Origin of the sequence: Nicoliella spurrieriana, assembly GCF_023380205.1 — a bacterium.
Lineage (GTDB): Bacteria > Bacillota > Bacilli > Lactobacillales > Lactobacillaceae > Nicoliella > Nicoliella spurrieriana.
On sequence record NZ_CP093361.1, the window covers coordinates 210,446 to 232,732 of the forward strand.

The window sequence follows — 22,287 nt, forward strand, 5'->3', positions numbered from 1 at the left end:
ACTTTTACATATAATCATCTAATATTTTAATTGATTACTAATTTAATGTCAAAGTGAGTTTAATTGACATTTCAGCATTTTGCACCTAAAATTATTGCACGTTGAAAAGGAATTTAAGAAACGGAGGAATTAAGATTGGAACCCGGTGAATACAAAAAAGAACAGACCCGTGTTGATTCGATCATTAAAAAAATTAAGGCTCGTATTAAAAAAACGCGGGTCGATTTGCATAGAGCACACCAAGAAACCAAAAAGGTTCAACAAAATTATAGTGCTAACACATCTGTTAACTATTTTGAAGTCGATGATCGGATTGAAACTAGTGCCGAGTTACAACAACAACGGGGCCTAGTTAGTCGTGATCTTGAAAATGAATCAATTATTAAACGGCACTTAAATACGTTAAAGGACCTGTCTAATTCACCCTACTTTGGGCGAATCGATATCTTAGACCCAGATGAATCCACTCCGGAAAATCTATACATCGGGACCGCATCATTCGTGGATCAGAATCAAAATTTTTTAATTTACGATTGGCGCGCGCCCATTGCTAGTATCTATTACAATGGAACCCTCGGGAAGGTTCATTACACTACTCCTGCGGGCCAACTATCAACGGACCTCCTCAAAAAACGCCAGTTTCAAATTCAAGACGGTAAGATTAATAACATGTTTGATACTAATGAAACCGTTGGCGATGAAATGTTACAACATGCGTTGGGTGAACAAAATGATGAGACCATGCAAAACATCGTTGCAACGATTCAAAGCGAACAAAATGACATCATTAGGGATACTAAAAGTGATCTATTAGTAGTCCAGGGGGTTGCTGGTTCCGGTAAAACCTCCGCGATTTTACAACGAATTGCGTTTTTACTATACCATAGCCGGAGCTCACTGGTGGCTGATCAAATCGTATTATTATCACCTAATAAACTGTTTAGTCACTATATTTCGGACGTCTTGCCCAGTCTAGGTGAACGCAACATGCGTCAAGTAACGCTTGCTGAATTTTTTAACCATCGCTTTGAGGGCTTTCACGTACAAAGTATTTTTGACCGTTATGAAAATCAACAGACTCAAAATAACGATCAAATCGCAATTCATGAATATAAGGGCAGTGCCCAATTCATGGCTGACTTGACTAAGTATATTAATAATCTTTCAGCCGCTGACATTGATTTTAATGATATTAACTTTCGGGGGAAACCATTTTTTACCGGTGAATTTATCCGTTCGATCTTTGAAAAATATCCATCACGGATGCTAACGGCACAAAGAATGTTAAAAACCAAAAACCAACTCATCCGAATCTTAAAAAAGCGGATTCATTCTTCAATTCATGAGCCATGGGTAAATGAGGAGCTAGAAACCCTCAGTGAAGAAAGAATTAGAACGATGATGAAGGGTAAGCAACTCCGTGATTTTCAGAGTCAAGATGATGAGCGCGACTTCTTAGCCACCAAACTAGTTAAACGTGAGTATCGCATCATTTATGATGCCATCTATAATAATAATTTCTTTGACCCGTATCTCCAATATACTGACTTTTTAAATCAATTAACGGTTGAAGCACATATTAATGAAGAGCAATGGCATCAATCGGCAATTAACTTTGCTAACCAATTGGAAAATCATCAAATTAGCCTAGATAATGCAGCTCCATTACTATACACTCGTGATTTAATTACTGGTGAGGGACGTAATCGTGCCATTAAGTATCTATTTATCGATGAAATGCAGGACTACTCAATTGCCCAATTAGTTTACTTACGGTTCATTTTTTCTAACGCTAAGTTTAATTTAATTGGTGATAGTGAGCAAGCATTGTTTAAAGCGGTTGAAAAACCAAATCAGTTGTTAAAGAACCTAAACAATGCATTTGGCACCCGTCATTCACGGCTAATTACCCTCCGCAAATCGTATCGTTCTACCTATCAAATCACGACCTTTGCTAAGTCACTGCTACCAGATGGTAATGAAATCGAAGCTTTTAACCGTCAGGGACCCGTCCCAGAAATTATCGTTAGGTATGACAATGAAGTGGCTATTCAAAGTCTTAAGACGGTAATCAAGGAACAACTAAATGATAACGGAACTGTAGCAATTATTACTAAGAACATGGCGGAAGCTAAGTTCATTTATCATAGCATTCATCGTAATTTTAAAACTACCTTATTAGATGATGCAGATCGTACCCTCCCAAAGGGCGCAATCGTGTTACCGGTATACCTTGCTAAGGGCCTAGAATTCGATTCAGTAATTGGTTGGGACGTTTCAGCAACTAATTATAATAGTAATCAACTAGTTGGCACCCTATATACCATTGCCACCCGTGCAATGCACAGCTTAATTTTAATTAGTGTGGGGGCAGTTAGCCCGTTAATTACTAAGGCCAACATTCCTAACGAATCGTTTAAAATTGATCATCAACTGAGTTCACCAAATAAATAAGTAAATAAATAATCGGACCGACTTTGCAAAGCTGGTCCGATTATTTTATAAACGATTATTAATAGAAGCCGTTTCCGGGATTTGAACCCGGGACCTCTTCCTTACCATGGAAACGCTCTACCTCCTGAGCTAAAACGGCATTCATCTTTTAATCAATAAAAAAGACCCTCGTTTTCACGAAGGCCTTTTTTATTGATTTGCGTGGCAACGTCCTATCCTCGCAGGGGGCGATCCCCCAACTACTTTTGGCGTGCGAAAGCTTAACTACTGTGTTCGGCATGGGAACAGGTGTATCCTTTCGGCCATCATCACCACACAAATTTAACTGTGAGAACTTCGTTCTCTCAAAACTAGATAATATTTTATTCTTCCGTGAGAACAACCTTACTTGGTTAAGTCCTCGACCAATTAGTACTAGTCCGCTCCATGCATCACTGCACTTCCACTTCTAGCCTATCTACCTGATCATCTTTCAGGGGTCTTACTTCCATAAAGGAATGGGAAATCTCATCTCGAGGTGGGTTTCACACTTAGATGCTTTCAGCGTTTATCTCATCCATACATAGCTACCCAGCGATGCGCCTGGCGGCACAACTGGTACACCAGCGGTATGTCCACTCCGGTCCTCTCGTACTAAGAGCAGCTCCTCTCAAATTTCCTACGCCCGCGACGGATAGGGACCGAACTGTCTCACGACGTTCTGAACCCAGCTCGCGTACCGCTTTAATGGGCGAACAGCCCAACCCTTGGGACCAACTACAGCCCCAGGATGCGATGAGCCGACATCGAGGTGCCAAACCTCCCCGTCGATGTGAACTCTTGGGGGAGATAAGCCTGTTATCCCCAGGGTAGCTTTTATCCGTTGAGCGATGGCCCTTCCATACGGTACCACCGGATCACTAAGCCCGACTTTCGTCCCTGCTCGACCTGTAGGTCTCGCAGTCAAGCTCCCTTCTGCCTTTACACTCGTCGAATGATTTCCAACCATTCTGAGGGAACCTTTGGGCGCCTCCGTTACTGTTTGGGAGGCGACCGCCCCAGTCAAACTGCCAACCAGACACTGTCTCCCACCACGATCAGTGGTGCGGGTTAGAGTGTTCATACAGCGAGGGTAGTATCCCACCAATGCCTCCATCGAGACTAGCGTCCCGACTTCTATGGCTCCTACCTATCCTGTACAAGCTATACAAACACCCAATATCAAGTTACAGTAAAGCTCCATGGGGTCTTTCCGTCCTGTCGCGGGTAACCTGCTTCTTCACAGGTATCTCAATTTCACCGAGTCTCTCGTTGAGACAGTGCTCAGATCGTTACGCCTTTCGTGCGGGTCGGAACTTACCCGACAAGGAATTTCGCTACCTTAGGACCGTTATAGTTACGGCCGCCGTTTACTGGGGCTTCGTTTCTGGGCTTCGCCGAAGCTAACTCATCCACTTAACCTTCCAGCACCGGGCAGGCGTCAGCCCCTATACTTCATCTTACGATTTTGCAGAAACCTGTGTTTTTGATAAACAGTCGCCTGAGCTTTTTCACTGCGGCTGCACATAGTGCAGCACCCCTTCTCCCGAAGTTACGGGGTCATTTTGCCGAGTTCCTTAACGAGAGTTCACTCGCTCACCTTAGGATACTCTCCTCGACTACCTGTGTCGGTTTGCGGTACGGGTAGTTAACTACTAACTAGAAACTTTTCTCGGTAGTGTGACGTCAACGACTTCCCTACTAAATTTCGGTCCTCATCACACCTTGTCAACCCGGGATTAAGCATTTGACTCAACCCCTGACTTAGTGCTTGAACATTCATATCCAACAGAATGCTTCGTTTAGCCTCCTACGTCCTTCCATCGGTCAAACATAGTTAACTAGTACAGGAATCTCAACCTGTTATCCATCGCCTACGCCTCTCGGCCTCGGCTTAGGTCCCGACTAACCCTGGGAGGACGAGCCTTCCCCAGGAAACCTTAGTCATATGGTGGATCAGATTCTCACTGATCTTTCGCTACTCATACCGGCATTCTCACTTCTAAGCGCTCCACCAGTCCTTACGGTCTGACTTCATTGCCCTTAGAACGCTCTCCTATCACGTAACAAAGTTACGTCCACAATCTCGGTAATATGCTTAGCCCCGGTAAATTTTCGGCGCAGGATCACTCGACTAGTGAGCTATTACGCACTCTTTAAATGGTGGCTGCTTCTGAGCCAACATCCTAGTTGTCTATGCAACTCCACATCCTTTTCCACTCAGCATATATTTAGGGACCTTAATTGGTGGTCTGGGCTGTTCCCCTTTCGACGGTGGATCTTATCACTCATCGTCTGACTCCTGGATATAAATCAATGGCATTCGGAGTTTATCTGAATTCAGTAACCCAAGACGGGCCCCTCATCCAAACAGTGCTCTACCTCCATGATTCTAAACTCCAAGGCTAACCCTAAAGCTATTTCGGAGAGAACCAGCTATCTCCAAGTTCGTTTGGAATTTCACCGCTACCCACACCTCATCCCAGCACTTTTCAACGTACACGGGTTCGGCCCTCCGGTGTGTTTTACCACACTTTCAGCCTGGACATGGGTAGATCACCTGGTTTCGGGTCTATCACAACATACTCGAACGCCCTATTCAGACTCGCTTTCGCTACGGCTCCGACTTTTCATCTTAACCTTGCATGTTATCATAACTCGCCGGTTCATTCTGCAAGAGGCACGCTATCACCCATTAACGGGCTCTAACTGCTTGTAGGCACATGGTTTCAGGAACTATTTCACTCCCCTTCCGGGGTGCTTTTCACCTTTCCCTCACGGTACTGGTTCACTATCGGTCACTAGGGAGTATTTAGCCTTGGGAGATGGTCCTCCCGGATTCCGGCAATGTTTCACGTGTATTGCCGTACTCAGGATCCTGAACTGAGGGAATTAGATTTCGTCTACAGGGCTATCACCTTGTGTCGCAGAACTTCCCAGATCTTTCGACTATCTAATTCTTTGGTAACTCAAATGTTCAGTCCTACAACCCCACCGAGTAAACTCGATGGTTTGGGCTGTTCCCCGTTCGCTCGCCGCTACTGAGGGAATCGAATTTTCTTTCTCTTCCTGTGGGTACTTAGATGTTTCAGTTCCCCACGTCTGCCTCTTGATGAGTATGAATTCGTCATCAAGTAATAATCGATCAAGATTATTGGGTTTCCCCATTCGGAAATCTCCGGATCAAAGCTTACGTACAGCTCCCCGAAGCATATCGGCGTTAGTCCCGTCCTTCATCGGCTCCTAGTACCAAGGCATCCACCATGCGCCCTTAATAACTTAACCTATTACCACGAAGTGGTATTTGGTTAATTGAGTAAATACGAATAAACTATTTAAAAAACTCAAAATAACGCGGTGTTCTCGGTTGAAATTGTATTTAATACAATTCAATAATTTGGAAAAATTAAAATATTATCTAGTTTTCAAAGAACCAAGTTTGACACAATGTGTCAATGGAGAATAGCGGGATCGAACCGCTGACCTCCTGCTTGCAAAGCAGGTGCTCTCCCAGCTGAGCTAATTCCCCATACCATTTAAACTGATTACTAACGTAATCAATAATGGGCCTAAATGGACTCGAACCATCGACCTCACGCTTATCAGGCGTGCGCTCTCACCAACTGAGCTATAGGCCCAAAGAAGCGTGGTTCCATAGTTTGAGAGTAGACCTCTCAAAACTAAACAAAACTATGACTGCGTAAGGTCCCGAATTATTCCTTAGAAAGGAGGTGATCCAGCCGCAGGTTCTCCTACGGCTACCTTGTTACGACTTCACCCTAATCATCAGTCCTACCTTAGGCGGCTTGCTCCTCAAAAGAGGTTACTGCACCGACTTTGGGTATTACTAACTCTCATGGTGTGACGGGCGGTGTGTACAAGACCCGGGAACGTATTCACCGTGGCATGCTGATCCACGATTACTAGTGATTCCAACTTCATGCAGGCGAGTTGCAGCCTGCAATCCGAACTGAGAACGGCTTTAAGAGATTAGCTTGACCTCGCGGTTTCGCAACTCGTTGTACCGTCCATTGTAGCACGTGTGTAGCCCAGGCCATAAGGGGCATGATGATTTGACGTCGTCCCCACCTTCCTCCGGTTTGTCACCGGCAGTCTCACTAGAGTGCCCAACTGAATGCTGGCAACTAATAATAGGGGTTGCGCTCGTTGCGGGACTTAACCCAACATCTCACGACACGAGCTGACGACAACCATGCACCACCTGTCATCCTGTCCCCGAAGGGAACGGCTAATCTCTTAGCTTTGCAGGAGATGTCAAGGCCTGGTAAGGTTCTTCGCGTAGCATCGAATTAAACCACATGCTCCACCACTTGTGCGGGTCCCCGTCAATTCCTTTGAGTTTCAACCTTGCGGTCGTACTCCCCAGGCGGAATGCTTAATGCGTTAGCTGCGGCACTAAAGGGCGGAAACCCTCTAACACCTAGCATTCATCGTTTACGGCATGGACTACCAGGGTATCTAATCCTGTTTGCTACCCATGCTTTCGAGCCTCAGCGTCAGTTACAGACCAGACAGCCGCCTTCGCCACTGGTGTTCTTCCATATATCTACGCATTTCACCGCTACACATGGAGTTCCACTGTCCTCTTCTGCACTCAAGTTTCCCAGTTTCCGATGCACTTCTTCGGTTAAGCCGAAGGCTTTCACATCAGACTTAAGAAACCGCCTGCGCTCGCTTTACGCCCAATAAATCCGGACAACGTTTGCCACCTACGTATTACCGCGGCTGCTGGCACGTAGTTAGCCGTGACTTTCTGGTTAAATACCGTCACGATGTGATCATTTCCTATCACACCCGTTCTTCTTTAACAACAGAGTTTTACGAGCCGAAACCCTTCTTCACTCACGCGGCGTTGCTCCATCAGACTTGCGTCCATTGTGGAAGATTCCCTACTGCTGCCTCCCGTAGGAGTATGGGCCGTGTCTCAGTCCCATTGTGGCCGATTACCCTCTCAGGTCGGCTACGTATCATTGCCTTGGTAGGCCATTACCCCACCAACTAGCTAATACGCCGCAGGTCCATCCTAAAGTGATGCAAACGCATCTTTTAAACAAAAGCCATGCGGCTTTTGTTGTTATGCGGTATTAGCACTTGTTTCCAAATGTTATCCCCCGCTTTAGGGCAAGTTACCTACGTGTTACTCACCAGTTCGCCACTCACTTCGATGTTAAGTCAAGTTAATGCAAGCATTAACTATCATTAACGGAAGTTCGTTCGACTTGCATGTATTAGGCACGCCGCCAACGTTCGTCCTGAGCCAGGATCAAACTCTCATCTTATGATGAAAAGCTTAACGTTAGCTCTTCTTAATTTGTTACTTTAAAGCGAATTGACTTCGCATAAGTTTTTTGTACTTCATATTAAATATGAAGTTCCTTACACATTTTTGTCATAATTTTGTTCAGTTTTCAAAGATCTACTTTAATGCGTCGCTCTTAACGACAACTATTTAATAATATCAAATTGCTAATCAAATGTCAACAACTTTTTAAAATTAATTTTTGCTAACTAATCAAAGTTAGTAGTCGGAATGAATAACGTGAATAACGCAAGTAATAATATACCGCGTAACAAGTTTAATGTCAACACCAAAATAAAATTAATTTTGTAATTCTAAAAACAAACCTACTCCTAAATTAATCACTTCTATTATTAAGGCCAAAATAAAAATGAGCTACGGCTAACAATTTAATGTTAACCGTAACCCATTTAATAATAGCTATTTAGTTACCCGTGCTAAATAGTAATGTTTCTTACCCTTTCTTACAACGACAAACTTACCATCAAAATCATCACTTGGATTGATCACTGCTTCTACGTCATCAACCTTTTCACCATTGATTCTAATCGCACCGTTCTTAACATCTTCACGAGCTTGTCTTCTGGAAGGCTCAATTTTAGTATCATCCACTAACCATTGAATAATGTTATTGGATTCAGAACTAACTTCGACACTAGGCATGTTTTTAAAGCCTTGTTCTACTTCGCTAACGGTCAGATTTTTAATGCCATTAGTAAATAAAGCCTTAGTAATATTTTGAGCTTCTGCTACCGCTTGTTCACCATGAACGAACTTAGTAACCTCTTCAGCTAATCTGCGTTGAGCTTCGCGCTTCTTAGGTTCAGTCCGTACCTTTTCAGCCAATTCATCAATTTCATCATGACTTAAGAATGTAAAGTACTTCAAGTACTTCACAACGTCACGGTCATCTTGATTAATCCAGAATTGGTAAAATTCATATGGAGAAGTCTTCTTTGGATCGAGCCAAACGGCGCCACCAGCAGTCTTACCAAACTTAGTGCCATCCGCCTTTAACATTAATGGAATCGTAAGTCCGTATGCTTTGGCATCAGCACCTTCCATTTTATGAATTAAATCAATTCCGGAAGTAATGTTTCCCCATTGATCAGAACCACCAATTTGAAGTTGCACGTCATTATTCTTAAATAGGTGCAAGAAGTCCATTGATTGTAAAATTTGGTAAGTAAATTCAGTAAAAGAAATCCCCGCATCTAAACGGCTAGCAACGACTTCCTTATTTAACATGGTATTAATGTTAAATACCTTTCCATAGTCACGTAAGAAGTCTAATAATGAAAACTTAGAAAGCCAATCGTAGTTATCAACAATTGTAAAGCCACCATCTTGACCAAATAACTTGGTTACCTGCTTAGTTAGGGCTGCCTCATTATGTTTGACCTGCTCCATTGTTTGTAGCTTTCTTTCAGCTTTTTTACCACTTGGATCACCAATTGATCCAGTCGCACCCCCGACTAGAATCACTGGATGATACCCAGCTAATTGGAATCGCTTTAAAATCATAAATGGAATCAAATGGCCAATATGCATACTGTCACCAGTGGGATCAATCCCAGCATATAGCCCAATTTTTTTGCTACTGACGGTTTCTTTTAATCCGTCAGCATCAGTTTGCTGATTAATTGCTCCCCGCCATTTTAAGTCATCGATAATATTCATTGATATGTCCCCCTTATTAAATAACAAAAATCCCCTACAGCTTAAATCAGCCATAGGGGACGAAATGAGTTCCGCGGTACCACCCAGATTATCATTATTAAATGATCTCTCAACCATTAATAACGAAATGACCCGGCAATTGCACGCTCCATAGGTGTAATTTCTCAAATGAAGCGCTTAGCTCACAGCCCCGCTAAGTTTCTGGATTCTCGCCTTCATTCAGTACTAGAACTACTTCTCAGCATTTGTTTAATTAATCATATCATAATAATGAAATGCTGTTTTGTCAATATTATTTAATCGTATCTAATTGTTTTTGAACTTGCGGTAACATTTTTTGAAGCGCAGCTTGTTTAGCCTGAGCCATTACCTGCTTTTTACCGTTTGCAGTCGCTTGCTTAACCACCGCTTGCTTTTCTTTGGCACTCATTGAAGGATTTTCCTTAGTTGCCTGCGCTAATTGCTTTTGAACGTAGGCTTGCACCTGTTGTTGTAACATAGCTTGTTGTTGAGCCTGCGAACCACTAGCTTGCTTTTGCATCTTCGCTTGTTCTTGTTTCATGATGGTTGGCAATGCCTTTACCTGCTTAGCATTTAGAACCATCCAATTTTTGGGTACATACAAAACATTAGTCCGATGATAAACGGATGGCTTTTGTGCAAAATTGTACATGAACCGTTCAAAACCATTCTTATATTCCCAACGCGTCGTCTTCGTAACTAATTTAGCGTGCTTTAAGTTCCCTTGCTTTACAACTACGTTAGTAACGTCAGTATCTGGCTTAAGCGTCCGCTTAGAACTGCCACTCTTATAAACCAATGCCTTATCCTTACTATTGCTTTGCCCCACTGGTTGATCAACTACCATGCTTAATTCAGGAGATAGCGATGCAACCTTAGTGGTCATCGTCGTTGTTGTAACCTTGTGCATCCCATAGTGATACTTAAAGTTAGCGACTGATAATGACATCACACCAATCAATAGTGCTGTAAAAATAACATTTAAAATAAAATGCAGTGGTTGTTTACTAACCAAGTTCCAAGATAAGAAGAACAGGACCGCAATAATAACCAATAATGCAATAATCATTATTTATTGCCCCCCTTCACGTTTTCTGGAATACTCTTCCCGCGCTTGATCAAGAACGTAAAGGCCAACCCAATGATTCCAAAGATAAATGCAACTAAGAACGCAGCGTGGTAACCACTCAAAACAGCGTCTAACATCTTAGACTTATATTGAAGTGGATCGACCGTTAATAAGTGGTGCGCTGGTTTAGCATTATTAGTCACATTGGTTAAAACAGAAGTCATCACCGCAGTGGCCATCGAACTAGCTACCTGTCTTAAGGTATTATTGGCAGCAGTCCCATGGTTCATCATGTTAACTTGAAGTGCATTCATACTGTAAGTGGTAATCGTCATCATTGACATCGCAATCCCACATGACCGAATTGCATAAATCACTACCACATACATAATCGGCATATCAGTAGTAATGAAGAAAAACGGAATGGTTCCAATCGATAGAAGTAAGAATCCACTAATCCCTAAATACCGTGCCCCGTATTTATCAAAAATTCGGCCGGTAAATGGACTTAATACCCCGATCATCATGGCCCCTGCCAACAACGTTAATCCAGAATGAAAGGCATTATAACCACGAACAATTTGTAGGTATAGTGGTAAAATCATTTCAAATCCAATCATTGACATCATTGCCAATGCTCCGATAATGGACCCCACACTAAATTGCTTGGATCTAAATACGTTTAAGTTCACCAATGGGTTATCAGTTCTAAATTCACGCAGAATAAATAAGATAATAAAGATAATCCCAATTACTAAGGTGCTAATAACTAAAGAACTACCCCATCCCTTATCACCAACGGATGAGAATGCATACAATGCGCTCCCAAATCCAATCGTTGATAGTAGCAAGGATGAAAAGTCCAACTTAGTCTTGCTAGTGGGCAGAATTGGCTTCATCGTCCAGAGACTAATGATAATTACAATTCCAACAATCGGGATGATCATCCCAAATAAATCACGCCATTGCGCATTCACAATAATCCAACCAGAAACGGTAGGCCCAATTGCAGGGGCTAACCCAATTACAATTCCAGATAGTCCCATCGCAGTCCCCCGTTTTTCAGCAGGGAAAATTGATAACATAATCGTTTGTAACATTGGCATGGAGATCCCCACTCCGACGGCTTGAATCAACCGTCCTGATAGCAATGTTGCAAAATTAGGAGCAGCAAAACACATTACCGTTCCAATTTCAAAAATCACCATTGCAGAAATGTATAGCCACTTCGTATTAAAGCGACCAGACAACCATGCAGTCACTGGAATTAAAATTCCATTGACCATTAAGAATCCACTGGTCAACCATTGAACAGTGGATGTATCGATATCAAACACACTCATTAACTTTGGGTATGCAGTCGCTAAGAGCGTTTGATTTAAAACGGTACAAAATGTACCAATTAAAAGGAAAATCACTAATAGCATTCTGCTATATGGTTTTCCGTTTTGGTCTAACGGCTTATCCATTAGAATAGTCCTTCTTTCTATAAATAACATAGTTAAATATTGCTTTCTATGTTAATAAATTTAGCACTAGCTAATATCATTGTCAACTAAATTGACAATGATATTAAATACGATATAATAATTATATGTTATTCAAGTTCGTTTTAATCAATCTAAATTAACGAAAGGAAGCCCCCACTATGGATGGTAAAGCAAATTCATTTTCTGAAATCAGTAGCCACCTGTTCGAAATGTTCAAACGAGATGATTTTTCATTTGGAATTGGTGATATCGCAAATTATGCTAAAATTCCGCAAAGTAAACTTCGCTACTGGGAAAAATGTGGTTACATTAAATCAGAAAAATGTAGTCGCAACCAAAATCGTAAGTATTCATACCATACGTTAATGAAGGTCCAATTAATTAAATCATATTTAGAATCTGGATTTACCCTCAGTAAAGCAGCTGAAAAAGCTGCCCAATTTACTAGTTATAACCTAATTTTAGTCAATATGATAAAAAGGCGAATTAAAGAAATTGGCACCATTGATGGCTGCCCTGCAATTAACATGGGGCCATTGGAAGATGATCCCACCAAATCAATTTATTTCATTGATGATAATAGTAATATTAAGGCTCTAATTAAAAATAATGAATAATGTTAAAACTTCCATTTTGAAATGATAATTTGGAAGTTTTTTGATTATTAAAATTAATCTATTAAAGCGATAAGAATCTTAAAATATGTTATGATAATAAGGATTAGGCAATCTAATTATTGCCGTATTATGCTAATCCCGGTGGTATTCCATCTGGATAAAAATCTTTCATCGGGAAATAACCTTCCCAGTTTTCAAGGAGGAAAACTATTTATGTGGTTCAGTCAAATGATTAGCGATTTTATCTTTGGTTACCCGGTAATGGTATCGGTAGTTTGGATCGTTGGTTGTATCTTTAAGGAGTGGACACTTCGGCACGAACCTGATAATGAAGCTGATCATCAACCATTGGTTTCAATTCTAGTTCCAGCTCATAACGAACATGATACCCTAGCCGAAGCTGTAAAATCACTTTCTAATCTAACTTATTCAAATTATGAAATCGTTCTGATCGATGATAAAAGTTCTGATGACACATTAGAAATCATGCATCGCTTAAAGCAGGAGTATCAATCCCAATTCAACGTCCAAATCGTTGCCATTCCAGTTAATCAAGGAAAGGCTAACGCAATGAATCAGGGACTAAAAGTGGCAAATGGTGAATATCTTTTAGGAATTGATTCTGATTCAGTATTGGATCCCGATTCATTATCATACGTTGTGAAAACACTCAATAATAATCCTAAGGCGGGAGCGGTTGCTGGCAAGCCAGTCGTTAGAAATCGCACTACCATTTTAGGACGCCTGCAACTCCTCGAATACATTGGAGTTATCGACATTATTAAACGAGCTGAATCATTTCTAACCGGTAAAATTACCACTGTTTCTGGGGTAATCGTTGGGTTTAGAAAGGCAGCGGTTGAGTCAGTTAATGGTTGGAACACCAAGGTAATGACCGAAGATATTGACATTACATGGCGTCTATACAGGAAAAACTGGCAAGTGCTATACAATCCTAACATTATTTGTTGGATCTTAGTTCCCGAAAATGTCCGTAATTTAATTAAGCAACGCCAAAGATGGGCCCGGGGAGGACTAGAGGTGCTTTCTGGAAATCGGGACATGCTGATTCATGGAAAACTAAGTGAGAAGTTCTTACTATCTGAAACCATCGTTAGTAACGCATGGGCAGTTATTACGATTTTAAGTACCATTACTTACATCCTAACGTTTGTCTTAGACCACAACCTAACGCTAGACGGGAACATTTTATTATTCATGTTGTTAGTTAGTTTTACCCAGTTCTTAATTAGCTTTGCTTTTTCCAAGAAAAGTACCTTTATGAATTGGAGCGACTTTCTACTCCTCCCCGCCTACATTATGTACTATTGGATTATCAATTTAATTAGTTGTATCTACGCCATGATTTCATTCTTCTTGGATCCTGATCACGTTGGAACATGGCGCAGTCCAGATCGGGGGCGTAAAAATTGAATCATCAACCACAGTATAACTTCGTAATTCGTAGAAAAAATAGTCCCGGTAGAAGGATTTGGAATTTCTGCATATTCGCTGCGCTTTGGTCAGCAGTATTATTTATCTTTTATGTTAACTATGGATTTATCTTCGACTTATATACAGATAATTTAGTTACCTACTACCTACTACTTAATCTAAACTACGGATTTTATTTTGGGTTAATGGAAGCTGTTTTGATCTTTGGAATTGGAACGCTTATCTTTAGCTTCTATCGGATTAGGAAGATGCGGAGGAATCAAAGCAATGACACGCAGGACTCGTAAACTTATCGTTTGGATCATCGCCATTTTAATTATTTTGGGAATGTCATTGACCGTTCATCGAACGGTTCAATATGATAAGGGTCAAAGTACCAACTACGCCCTTGATAAAAAAACACAAGCAAAGAAAAATGGAATTTTAGTTTTTTGTTACCACCGAATTATTAACGATGACCTTGGCGTAAATGTGGTTAAGGCATTGTCCGATAATTCTCAACTACATGACTTTGCGGTAACTTCGACCCAGTTCAAAAAACAAATGAAATTTCTAAAGGACCATAAAATTAGGGTCATTAGCGGCCAACAAATGTATGAAATGGTAAATAACCATACGCCCATTAAGGGAAAATATGCAGTCCTAACATTTGATGATATTGACCGCTCCACCATTGAAAATGCAATGCCAGTAATGGAAAAGTACAAGTTCCCATTCACGACGTTCATTGTGACTGGAAACACCGGTCGTTATCGTGAGGGCTCTAAGTTCGCTACTTGGAAGAATATTTTGGCAGCCAAGAAAAAGGCTGGTAACCTCCAAAGCCTAGAACTCCACACTAACGATATGCACTACCTGACCAAAAGGTTAGTGCCCATCATTGAAAAACCGGATGAATACAACCGCTTTACTCGTGACTTCATCACTAGTCAACGCATTATGCATAGTAAGACCGGTCAATTCGGAACTGCATTTGCATATCCATATGGTGGTGGAACTACTAAGACCACTAACTTCTTAAATTCACAGAACTTACAGTGGGTCGCCACTTTAAATACCGGGGTCGTAAATGATAATACCAATCTAATGTACACCCCCCGGATGATTATTAATAACGATAGTTGGCCAAGTATCCACAAGTGGTTCTCCACGAAATAATAAAAAAGAGCGCTGTAGGCGCTCTTTTTTTATGCCATTAATTTAATTTTTTAACTAACCGCCGGATTCCATCACCAATTAGCACTAGCCAACTAATAATCGAAACCCAAATCAATACCCTAAACCAACCTGCACTTTGGTATCTAATCGTCAGTCGATTAACGCCCGGTTTACCGTTAATGATCATCGTTCCAATCGAGGTGATTTTCACCCGATTTAACTGCTTACCATTTAACGTTACGATTGAGTGGGTATACTTAGCAACCGGTAACTTATGCGCCCGATTTTGATTACTATGATTGACCCATTCAACGGTCATCACACCGTTTTTAACGCGCCGCCACTTAGCCTTTAAATTCGGCATAATTACTGCCTTCCGATATTTAAGGTAGGGGTGAAACGCACCGTAATCAAATACGGAAATTTTCCGTTTAACTGGCATGTAGTCAGGAGTTGACTTAGTTGCTAATCGTAAAATGGTCTGCGGATTATCTGAACGAAGTGCTGCCCGTAGTTTATTGGGATCATTAGTGGTTACGTGTGTATTTCGTTTACTAATCAGGACCTGCTCAGAATTAAACACCGTATTTTTATAACGAAGGTGAACAAGACACTTTCCAATTGCCAATAACATAATTAATCCAATTAAAGTGGTTACAAGTATTCGAGGCCACTTAATTGATTGGTCAGACAACATGATTCCCACAGCTAGGTACAATAAAACATACGGAATTACTAAAAACCGAATCGGATTTTGAATAACTGAATCCACTGCTGGAACTAATTTAGATAATAATGCCCACGGAAAGAAACTGGTGGGAATCCATAGAAAAAATAAGCCGTTTAAAATAATCACCCTGGTTGCTAATTCCATCTGTCGCCACTTAACGATGAGATAAACTAACGCCATTATAAAAATAATCAGTGTTGAATTCCCTAACCGCGTCGTTCCACTTAAAAAGTGAAGCGTATCCTGTGCAAGGTGTGTATCAGGAAAAACTGGTAATAAGTGATTAGATGAAAATAACTCCAGCATTGCTCCCCACATGTTAAATGACAACAGTAAGGTTAAGCCAATCGCTTTAAGCAAGTCAATGCTCATTTGTTTCCGGTGATTCGTGGTCAACCAACCGGTTACGAAAAATGGAATTAACGCCATTGCACAAATTGCACTGGTGGCATTATGCACTTCTAATACTAACGTCATTGATAGTGATAATTTAATCCATTTGATTTGGTGGTTACGCATCATCTCAGTTCCGCACAGCATCACTAATGGGACGAATGCAGCCCCCCAGGCTGTAAATTGTTGTCCGTTAATCCAGTATAAAATGGGCGTTGAAAACATGTAACAAATTGAAATTAATACGGACCAGCTTTTTCGAACGTTATTCTTTATTGATAAGTGGTACATTAAAGCACCACTAACAATTAATAATATCACCGAACTCACAATTTGATAACGGACCCAGTTCTTTGTAATTAGCAATAATAATCCATTTAAATATGCAAATAACGGACCATAGACCGCATTAACCACCCGTCCTGATTGTCCAAACCCAAAAAAAGATTGAAAGTAACTGTAGCTGCCGGTTTTAATTTGCATCATTGCATCATAAAAGCGATTCATATGAAACAATGAGTCAATTCCAACGTAAGCTGAATTAGCGATCCACTGGGGAATCATTATAAGCATTGATAGTCCCACAATTAAAAGATACGGAAATATCACTCGCCAGTTAATCTTGGCATTAAGCGATTTCATACCATTCACTTCCCTGATTAAAATGCGTAAAAAATAAGGTAATTGAATGGGGCGCACCCGATCAATTACCCTATTTTAAAAAATTAGTCGTCTAATTTAGTCTTGTTAGTAACCTTAAGCTTATCATCAAAGTCATAAACAACTGGTTCACCAGTCTTCATTTCTAAGTCCATGATATCATCATCACTGATTCGTTCAATGTACTTACTCAAAGCACGAAGTGAATTTCCATGAGCTGCAATAATAACGTTCTTGCCGTCTAATAACTTAGGTGCGATTTGGTCTTCCCAAAGGGGCATCACTCTTTCGAGGGTTACCTTGAGGTTTTCACCTGCAGGAATTAAGTTTGGATCTAAGTCGGCGTAACGACGGTCTTTCTTAGCAGAGTAAGGAGAGTCATCTGGAAGCAATGGAGGAAGTGTATCGTATGAACGACGCCAAATGTGGACTTGTTCGTCTCCATATTGTTCAGCAGTTTCTTTCTTGTTAAGTCCTTGTAACTTTCCGTAATGACGTTCGTTTAAACGCCAAGTCTTAGTTTCAGGAACCCACAATTGGTCTGATTCTTCTAAAGCAAAGTGTAAAGTCTTGATTGCACGGGTCAATACTGAAGTGAAGGCATAGTCAAATTCAAGACCGTGTTCCTTCAATAATTTACCTGCGTTTTTGGCTTCTTCAACACCCTTGTCGCTTAAATCAACGTCAACCCAACCAGTAAATTGGTTAGATAGGTTCCATTGACTTTGTCCATGACGAATTAATACAAGTTTTGCCATAAGTTCCAAACCTCTTTCTATTTATAATTAAATTAATACAGAATTCATAATAATGATACACCATCTACCGTTATTTTTCAGTAGATTTAGATTTTTTTATAATTTTAACTTCATCATTAGCTGGATTATCGACCCGCTGCACATTTAGAATATGAAGAATAAATGTAAAAATTGGAACTGAAACGATTAATCCCCAACCACCAAATATTTTTTCACCAACAATTAAGACTACAAACGTATAAAAAATTGGTAGCTTAGTTCGTGATGACATAAACTTGGGGTTCAAAACGTACGCTTCGACTACGTGCACAACAATAATGGTAATGATCATGTAAAGGACATCGTAAATACCACCGGTAGAATAACAGACTAGTGATAATGGAATGAAGGAAATAATCACTCCGGCTACTGGAATCAAACTCAAGAAAAATACCATTAATGCTAAAATCAACAGTTGTGGCAAGCCCATCACTGCCATTACAATCGTGGTTAACACCGTATTACAAATGGCAATAAATAACTGGGCCTCTAAAACCACTCCAAAGGTCCTAACAAAGATTCGGGCATAATAATAAATATCTTGAAATAACCACCCAATATTACTAGTTAAAAATTTTTTTGAGAAAGTAGCCATTCGATCGCTTTCTAGGGTAAAGAAAAAACTTAAAATGAGTGAAATAAAAACGGATACGCTGACTGACCCAATGCTAGCAATATATTCAAATACTGCATTAGCACTGCCCTTCAATACCGAAACTAAGTTAAATTTAGAAAGAAAATCAGTAATGTATCTTTGAATCTCAGTATCTTGGCCCGTAATATTATTAGGACTCTGGTAGAAATTAATTAACGACTTAATGCCCATAATTGCCTGATCAATAATTTGGGGAACGTATACTGACAGCGCCCATGATACCAATAATACAATGGTAATATAAATAATCGAAACTAACAGTGGTTTGGGAATCTGAATGAATTTACGAATCCAATTAACAATCGTTAACACTAAAAATGTAAAAATAAACGTTAATAATATAATCGTCATCATTCCACGAACCAGGTAGAGAACGAATATAATTCCCATTAGAACTACTAGCCTGCGTAGTCGAATGTTTTCAATAAATTGATTCCATAGATGCATTTCAATTCTCCTATCTTTGAATATTAATTACTAGTGGATTGCCCGTTGTTTAACTGTTCAATCGTTTGCGGACGAATTGCTAGGCGGTTAGTGACAGTCGCACGATCTAGTTTGTGAGCTGCATTTGCAGTTCGCAAATCGTTAATCCGTTTAGTAATATTTTTAAAATATGAATTATTAATGTTCCCGTTCATAAACGCACCCTGCAGTGCTTTAGTGGATGCAGCGTATTTTTGAGCATGATTAAGACGGAGAGCCTGATTATAAACGTTTGTTAAATCAATTGCTCCATTCAAAAGATTTTCATTATTATTTAGTTGTTGGTGAGCCCGTTGCACTAAGACCTTCGATTGCTTTAGGTCCACTACTGTTTGATATTGACTAATTGCGGTCACAAAGTGCTGGGCCCCATAGAAGACATCTGCCGATTGCATTGCTTGGACTTGTTGCAGCGCCTTCAATGCCGTTTGGTCATTGGGCTTTACATCTAATGCCTGCTTGAAGTTAACCACCGCTTGTTCGTAGTGATAATTTTTAATATTTTGATTTCCCTTATCAATTGCATTTTCAAATTCGTTAATGGTTGAACTATGCCCATTGATCAAAAAGCCACCAAATAATCCAACGATAATAATGGCAACAATTGCTACCAATATTTTTTTCATATTAATCCCTCTAACTAATTTAATTTATTTAATTATACCATTTTTTATAGGGTAAATTGGCTCATATCCCTTACAAAAGTTCAATCAACTAGCGTATAATAATTATTATAGTTAAATTTCAAGAGAGGATTTGTTTATTTATGTTAGAAAAGCCTTTTTATCGGCAGTTTTTGAAAAGAAGCTTTAGCATGCCCGTTAAAGTGACTTATTGGGACGGTAAAAGTGAAAACTATGGTGAAGGTGAACCAGAAGCTCACATCACATTCAAGGAAGCAATTCCCATTCGGCAAATCACTAAGAACGCTTCAATTGCGTTGGGTGAAGCATACATGGACGGCAAAATTGAAATTGATGGAAATATCGAAGACTTAGTTACATCCGCATACGAAAACGCAAGCAGTTTCATGCGGAATAGTAAGTTCATCAAGTTTCTTCCTAAACAATCACATAGTGAAAAGGAAAGTATCAAGGATATTCAAAGTCACTATGACATTGGAAATGATTTCTATAAAATCTGGCTTGACCCAACCATGACTTATTCATGTGCATATTGGGAACATCCTAATGACACGTTAGAACAAGCTCAAATGAATAAGGTTAAGCATATTATCAAAAAGCTAAACCCTAATCCTGGCCGGACCCTTCTTGATATTGGTTGTGGTTGGGGCACCCTAATGCTCACTGCGGCCAAGGAATTTGGGTTAACCGTTGCCGGAATTACGCTTAGTAAGGAACAATACGACTACGTTCAAAAACAAATCCAAGAACAAGGACTAGAAGATGTTGCTACCGTCTACCTTCGTGATTACCGTGATTACCATGACGAACAATATGACTACGTTACTTCAGTCGGCATGTTCGAACACGTTGGAAAAGAAAACCTTGGTGAATACTTCAAGTATGTTAATAAGTATCTAAAGCCCAATGGAGTTGCCTTGATTCATGGAATCACTAGACAACAAGGTGGTGCTTACAATGGTTGGATCAATAAATACATCTTCCCAGGTGGTTACGTTCCTGGTTTATCCGAAAACATTGACCACATCGTAGAAAATGGAATGCAAATCTATGATTTAGAAACCCTGCGCAGACATTACCAAGTGACGCTAGAACACTGGGATCATAATTTTAACGAACACTTAGATGAAGTTAAAACTATGTTTGATGAACGGTTTATTCGGATGTGGGATCTATACTTAAAAGCCTGTGCCGCTTCATTCAAGGCTGGTAACATTGATGTTATTCAATACTTGATTTCCAAGGGCCCTTCCGGACACGCACTTCCAATGACTCGTGAATACATGTATGAAGATAATCAAAAATAACATGCTAACTAAAAAAGATGGGACCGATGATTTTACATCATTGGCGCCATCTTTTTTAGTTTAAAATAGATTGACTAATCCTCGCCAGAACCGTACGAAGATATTGGCTTTTTGAACTGAATGATCAGTAGCCAATGGAACCGAGATTGATTGCCCCGTTAAGGTTTTCAAATCACTAAATACCAATCGACCAATTTGTTGATTAGCTTTGACGGGGGCCTTAATTCCATTTCCATCCTTAACACTAGCTTTCAACGCTAATTTCACCCTTGAACCACTTAGATTAGGATTGATCCAATAGTGGAATTGCCGGTCGGTCTTCACCTTAACACTAGTATCTTTTCCAGCTGGAACGGCTACCTTTTGATATGCAGTTTTAGCGCCTGACGAAAGGCTAACGTAACGGTAGTTATTATAAACATAGTTCATAATCTTTTTAGTTTGAATAAAGCGTCCCGGATCGGTAGGCATGGTATTGGAAGCATGCATTACTACCGTGATGATCCGGTGTCCATCACGATTAGTGGTCCCGATGAAGCTCCCACCACAAGTAGTGGAGGTCCCGGTCTTTAACCCCTGAACTGGAAATTGGCTATCATATTGACTCCCGCCAGGTAGCATATAATCTCCATTTCTAAGGGTGGTGCCGGCAATGCTGTATTCACTAACCGAAGTGTTATTCAAAACATCAGGGAACTGCTTAATAAATTTACTAGCAATCATCGCCATATCCTTAGCTGACATTTTGTTTTCAGCATTCGAACTAACCCCGGGCATCCCCAAAGCACTTCCAACCTCACCATTGGTCAATCCACAGGCGGTATAAATCTGCGCATCGGTAATGCCCAATTGACGAGCCGTTTTACGCATCATCAGAGTAAAGTTTTGCGTTGAGCCCCCCACCAAGTTAGCGAGTGACATCATTGCCGCATTTGCTGATTCGAACGATGCTTGGTAAATCTGTCTAACTGTATAGTGACTCCCCTCAGCTAACGGTGCATTAGCATAAGTAGTGTCAACACTAAGTTTATGTAAAGCAGAGGAGACCGGAACCTTTTGATCCCAGCTAATCTTTCCCTCTGCAATTGCTTTTCTAACAATATACAAAGACAGTAATTTACTCATCGATGCCAACGCCATTGGTTTATTAATGTTCTTAGAGTAGAGGATTTGATTGGTGTTTGCATCAATCGCTAATCCAGTAGTTGCATCAATATCAGGTTGGTCAGTATTTTGAACGGCACTAGCACTGGCCACAATTGGCAATGCTAACATCATCAAAATGGTTCCGATTATCAAAATCATTTTAGAAAATCGGTGAGTAATATTCATA

General features: G+C 40.4%; 13 protein-coding genes, 3 tRNA genes and 3 rRNA genes. 5 read left to right on the plus strand and 14 right to left on the minus strand.

All coding sequences use genetic code 11. The features are described from left to right. Nucleotides 1-135 precede the first annotated feature (135 nt). Nucleotides 136-2,454, plus strand: coding sequence for an RNA polymerase recycling motor HelD (helD, locus tag MOO44_RS02630; protein WP_260116880.1), 2,319 nt, complete (start codon nucleotides 136-138; stop codon nucleotides 2,452-2,454). Between the two features lie 66 nt (nucleotides 2,455-2,520). On the opposite strand, the gene MOO44_RS02635 is transcribed toward helD, so the two are convergent. From MOO44_RS02635 to MOO44_RS02675, 9 genes are all read right to left on the minus strand, one after another. Further along, nucleotides 2,521-2,593 (minus strand) — tRNA-Thr (locus tag MOO44_RS02635). 60 nt (nucleotides 2,594-2,653) lie between these two features. Continuing rightward, a 5S ribosomal RNA gene (rrf, locus tag MOO44_RS02640) occupies nucleotides 2,654-2,770 on the minus strand. A 72-nt stretch (nucleotides 2,771-2,842) separates the two neighbouring features. Continuing rightward, a 23S ribosomal RNA gene (locus MOO44_RS02645) occupies nucleotides 2,843-5,757 on the minus strand. Nucleotides 5,758-5,928: 171 nt separating this feature from the next. Continuing rightward, nucleotides 5,929-6,001, minus strand: a tRNA-Ala gene (locus MOO44_RS02650). 35 nt (nucleotides 6,002-6,036) lie between these two features. After that, nucleotides 6,037-6,110 (minus strand) — tRNA-Ile (locus MOO44_RS02655). Between the two features lie 86 nt (nucleotides 6,111-6,196). Further along, nucleotides 6,197-7,772 (minus strand): 16S ribosomal RNA (locus MOO44_RS02660). Together the 16S, 23S and 5S rRNA genes with 3 tRNA genes alongside form the textbook arrangement of a ribosomal RNA operon. A 440-nt stretch (nucleotides 7,773-8,212) precedes the next feature. After that, a complete protein-coding gene (gene tyrS, locus MOO44_RS02665) occupies nucleotides 8,213-9,472 on the minus strand; it encodes a tyrosine--tRNA ligase (protein ID WP_260116881.1) in 1,260 nt (419 codons plus the stop codon). A 292-nt stretch (nucleotides 9,473-9,764) separates the two neighbouring features. Further along, on the minus strand, nucleotides 9,765-10,562 hold the full coding sequence (locus tag MOO44_RS02670) for a DUF4811 domain-containing protein (RefSeq protein WP_260116882.1): 798 nt from the start codon (nucleotides 10,560-10,562) through the stop codon (nucleotides 9,765-9,767). Further along, nucleotides 10,562-12,031: an MDR family MFS transporter gene (locus MOO44_RS02675; protein ID WP_260116883.1), complete on the minus strand. Its 1,470-nt coding sequence runs from the start codon at nucleotides 12,029-12,031 to the stop codon at nucleotides 10,562-10,564. The genes MOO44_RS02670 and MOO44_RS02675 overlap by 1 nt, the downstream gene beginning before the upstream one ends. Before the next feature lie 179 nt (nucleotides 12,032-12,210). Between MOO44_RS02675 and MOO44_RS02680 the strand changes: the two genes are divergently transcribed. The 3 genes from MOO44_RS02680 (at nucleotide 12,211) to MOO44_RS02690 (ending at nucleotide 15,282) form a co-directional block, all read left to right on the plus strand. Continuing rightward, nucleotides 12,211-12,669, plus strand: a complete 459-nt coding sequence (locus tag MOO44_RS02680) for a MerR family transcriptional regulator (protein ID WP_260116884.1) — start codon at nucleotides 12,211-12,213, stop codon at nucleotides 12,667-12,669. A 213-nt stretch (nucleotides 12,670-12,882) separates the two neighbouring features. Beyond that, on the plus strand, nucleotides 12,883-14,103 hold the full coding sequence (locus MOO44_RS02685) for a glycosyltransferase (protein WP_260116885.1): 1,221 nt from the start codon (nucleotides 12,883-12,885) through the stop codon (nucleotides 14,101-14,103). A gap of 288 nt (nucleotides 14,104-14,391) precedes the next feature. Next, nucleotides 14,392-15,282, plus strand: coding sequence for a polysaccharide deacetylase family protein (locus MOO44_RS02690; protein WP_260116886.1), 891 nt, complete (start codon nucleotides 14,392-14,394; stop codon nucleotides 15,280-15,282). A gap of 37 nt (nucleotides 15,283-15,319) precedes the next feature. Here the strand turns inward: MOO44_RS02690 and MOO44_RS02695 are convergent, their stop codons facing one another. The 4 genes from MOO44_RS02695 to MOO44_RS02710 form a co-directional block, all read right to left on the minus strand. Further along, entirely contained in the window at nucleotides 15,320-16,978 is a 1,659-nt protein-coding gene (locus MOO44_RS02695; protein ID WP_260116887.1) for a hypothetical protein, read from the minus strand. A gap of 152 nt (nucleotides 16,979-17,130) precedes the next feature. Further along, nucleotides 17,131-17,823 carry a 2,3-diphosphoglycerate-dependent phosphoglycerate mutase gene (locus tag MOO44_RS02700; protein WP_260116888.1) on the minus strand — a complete coding sequence of 231 codons (693 nt, stop codon included), beginning with the start codon at nucleotides 17,821-17,823 and terminating at the stop codon, nucleotides 17,131-17,133. 70 nt (nucleotides 17,824-17,893) lie between these two features. Further along, a complete protein-coding gene (locus tag MOO44_RS02705; protein ID WP_260116889.1) occupies nucleotides 17,894-18,964 on the minus strand; it encodes an AI-2E family transporter in 1,071 nt (356 codons plus the stop codon). Between the two features lie 23 nt (nucleotides 18,965-18,987). Then, nucleotides 18,988-19,629, minus strand: a complete 642-nt coding sequence (locus MOO44_RS02710) for a hypothetical protein (protein ID WP_260116890.1) — start codon at nucleotides 19,627-19,629, stop codon at nucleotides 18,988-18,990. A gap of 140 nt (nucleotides 19,630-19,769) precedes the next feature. On the opposite strand from MOO44_RS02710, the gene MOO44_RS02715 reads away from it, so the two are divergent. Continuing rightward, entirely contained in the window at nucleotides 19,770-20,954 is a 1,185-nt protein-coding gene (locus tag MOO44_RS02715) for a class I SAM-dependent methyltransferase (RefSeq protein ID WP_260116891.1), read from the plus strand. Nucleotides 20,955-21,014: 60 nt separating this feature from the next. On the opposite strand, the gene MOO44_RS02720 is transcribed toward MOO44_RS02715, so the two are convergent. Continuing rightward, nucleotides 21,015-22,286 carry a D-alanyl-D-alanine carboxypeptidase family protein gene (locus tag MOO44_RS02720; protein WP_260116892.1) on the minus strand — a complete coding sequence of 424 codons (1,272 nt, stop codon included), beginning with the start codon at nucleotides 22,284-22,286 and terminating at the stop codon, nucleotides 21,015-21,017. Between the last annotated feature and the right edge of the window lies 1 nt (nucleotide 22,287).

Bases quoted from the DNA above. Each gene is read 5' to 3' on its own strand.
- tyrS (WP_260116881.1), bottom strand. From the start codon at position 9,472: ATGAATATTATCGATGACTTAAAATGGCGGGGAGCAATTAATCAGCAA.
- MOO44_RS02670 (WP_260116882.1), bottom strand. From the start codon at position 10,562: ATGATTATTGCATTATTGGTTATTATTGCGGTCCTGTTCTTCTTATCT.
- MOO44_RS02675 (WP_260116883.1), bottom strand. From the start codon at position 12,031: ATGGATAAGCCGTTAGACCAAAACGGAAAACCATATAGCAGAATGCTA.
- MOO44_RS02680 (WP_260116884.1), top strand. From the start codon at position 12,211: ATGGATGGTAAAGCAAATTCATTTTCTGAAATCAGTAGCCACCTGTTC.
- MOO44_RS02685 (WP_260116885.1), top strand. From the start codon at position 12,883: ATGTGGTTCAGTCAAATGATTAGCGATTTTATCTTTGGTTACCCGGTA.
- MOO44_RS02690 (WP_260116886.1), top strand. From the start codon at position 14,392: ATGACACGCAGGACTCGTAAACTTATCGTTTGGATCATCGCCATTTTA.
- MOO44_RS02695 (WP_260116887.1), bottom strand. From the start codon at position 16,978: ATGCTTATAATGATTCCCCAGTGGATCGCTAATTCAGCTTACGTTGGA.
- MOO44_RS02700 (WP_260116888.1), bottom strand. From the start codon at position 17,823: ATGGCAAAACTTGTATTAATTCGTCATGGACAAAGTCAATGGAACCTA.
- MOO44_RS02705 (WP_260116889.1), bottom strand. From the start codon at position 18,964: ATGCATCTATGGAATCAATTTATTGAAAACATTCGACTACGCAGGCTA.
- MOO44_RS02710 (WP_260116890.1), bottom strand. From the start codon at position 19,629: ATGAAAAAAATATTGGTAGCAATTGTTGCCATTATTATCGTTGGATTA.
- MOO44_RS02715 (WP_260116891.1), top strand. From the start codon at position 19,770: ATGTTAGAAAAGCCTTTTTATCGGCAGTTTTTGAAAAGAAGCTTTAGC.
- MOO44_RS02720 (WP_260116892.1), bottom strand. From the start codon at position 22,286: ATGAATATTACTCACCGATTTTCTAAAATGATTTTGATAATCGGAACC.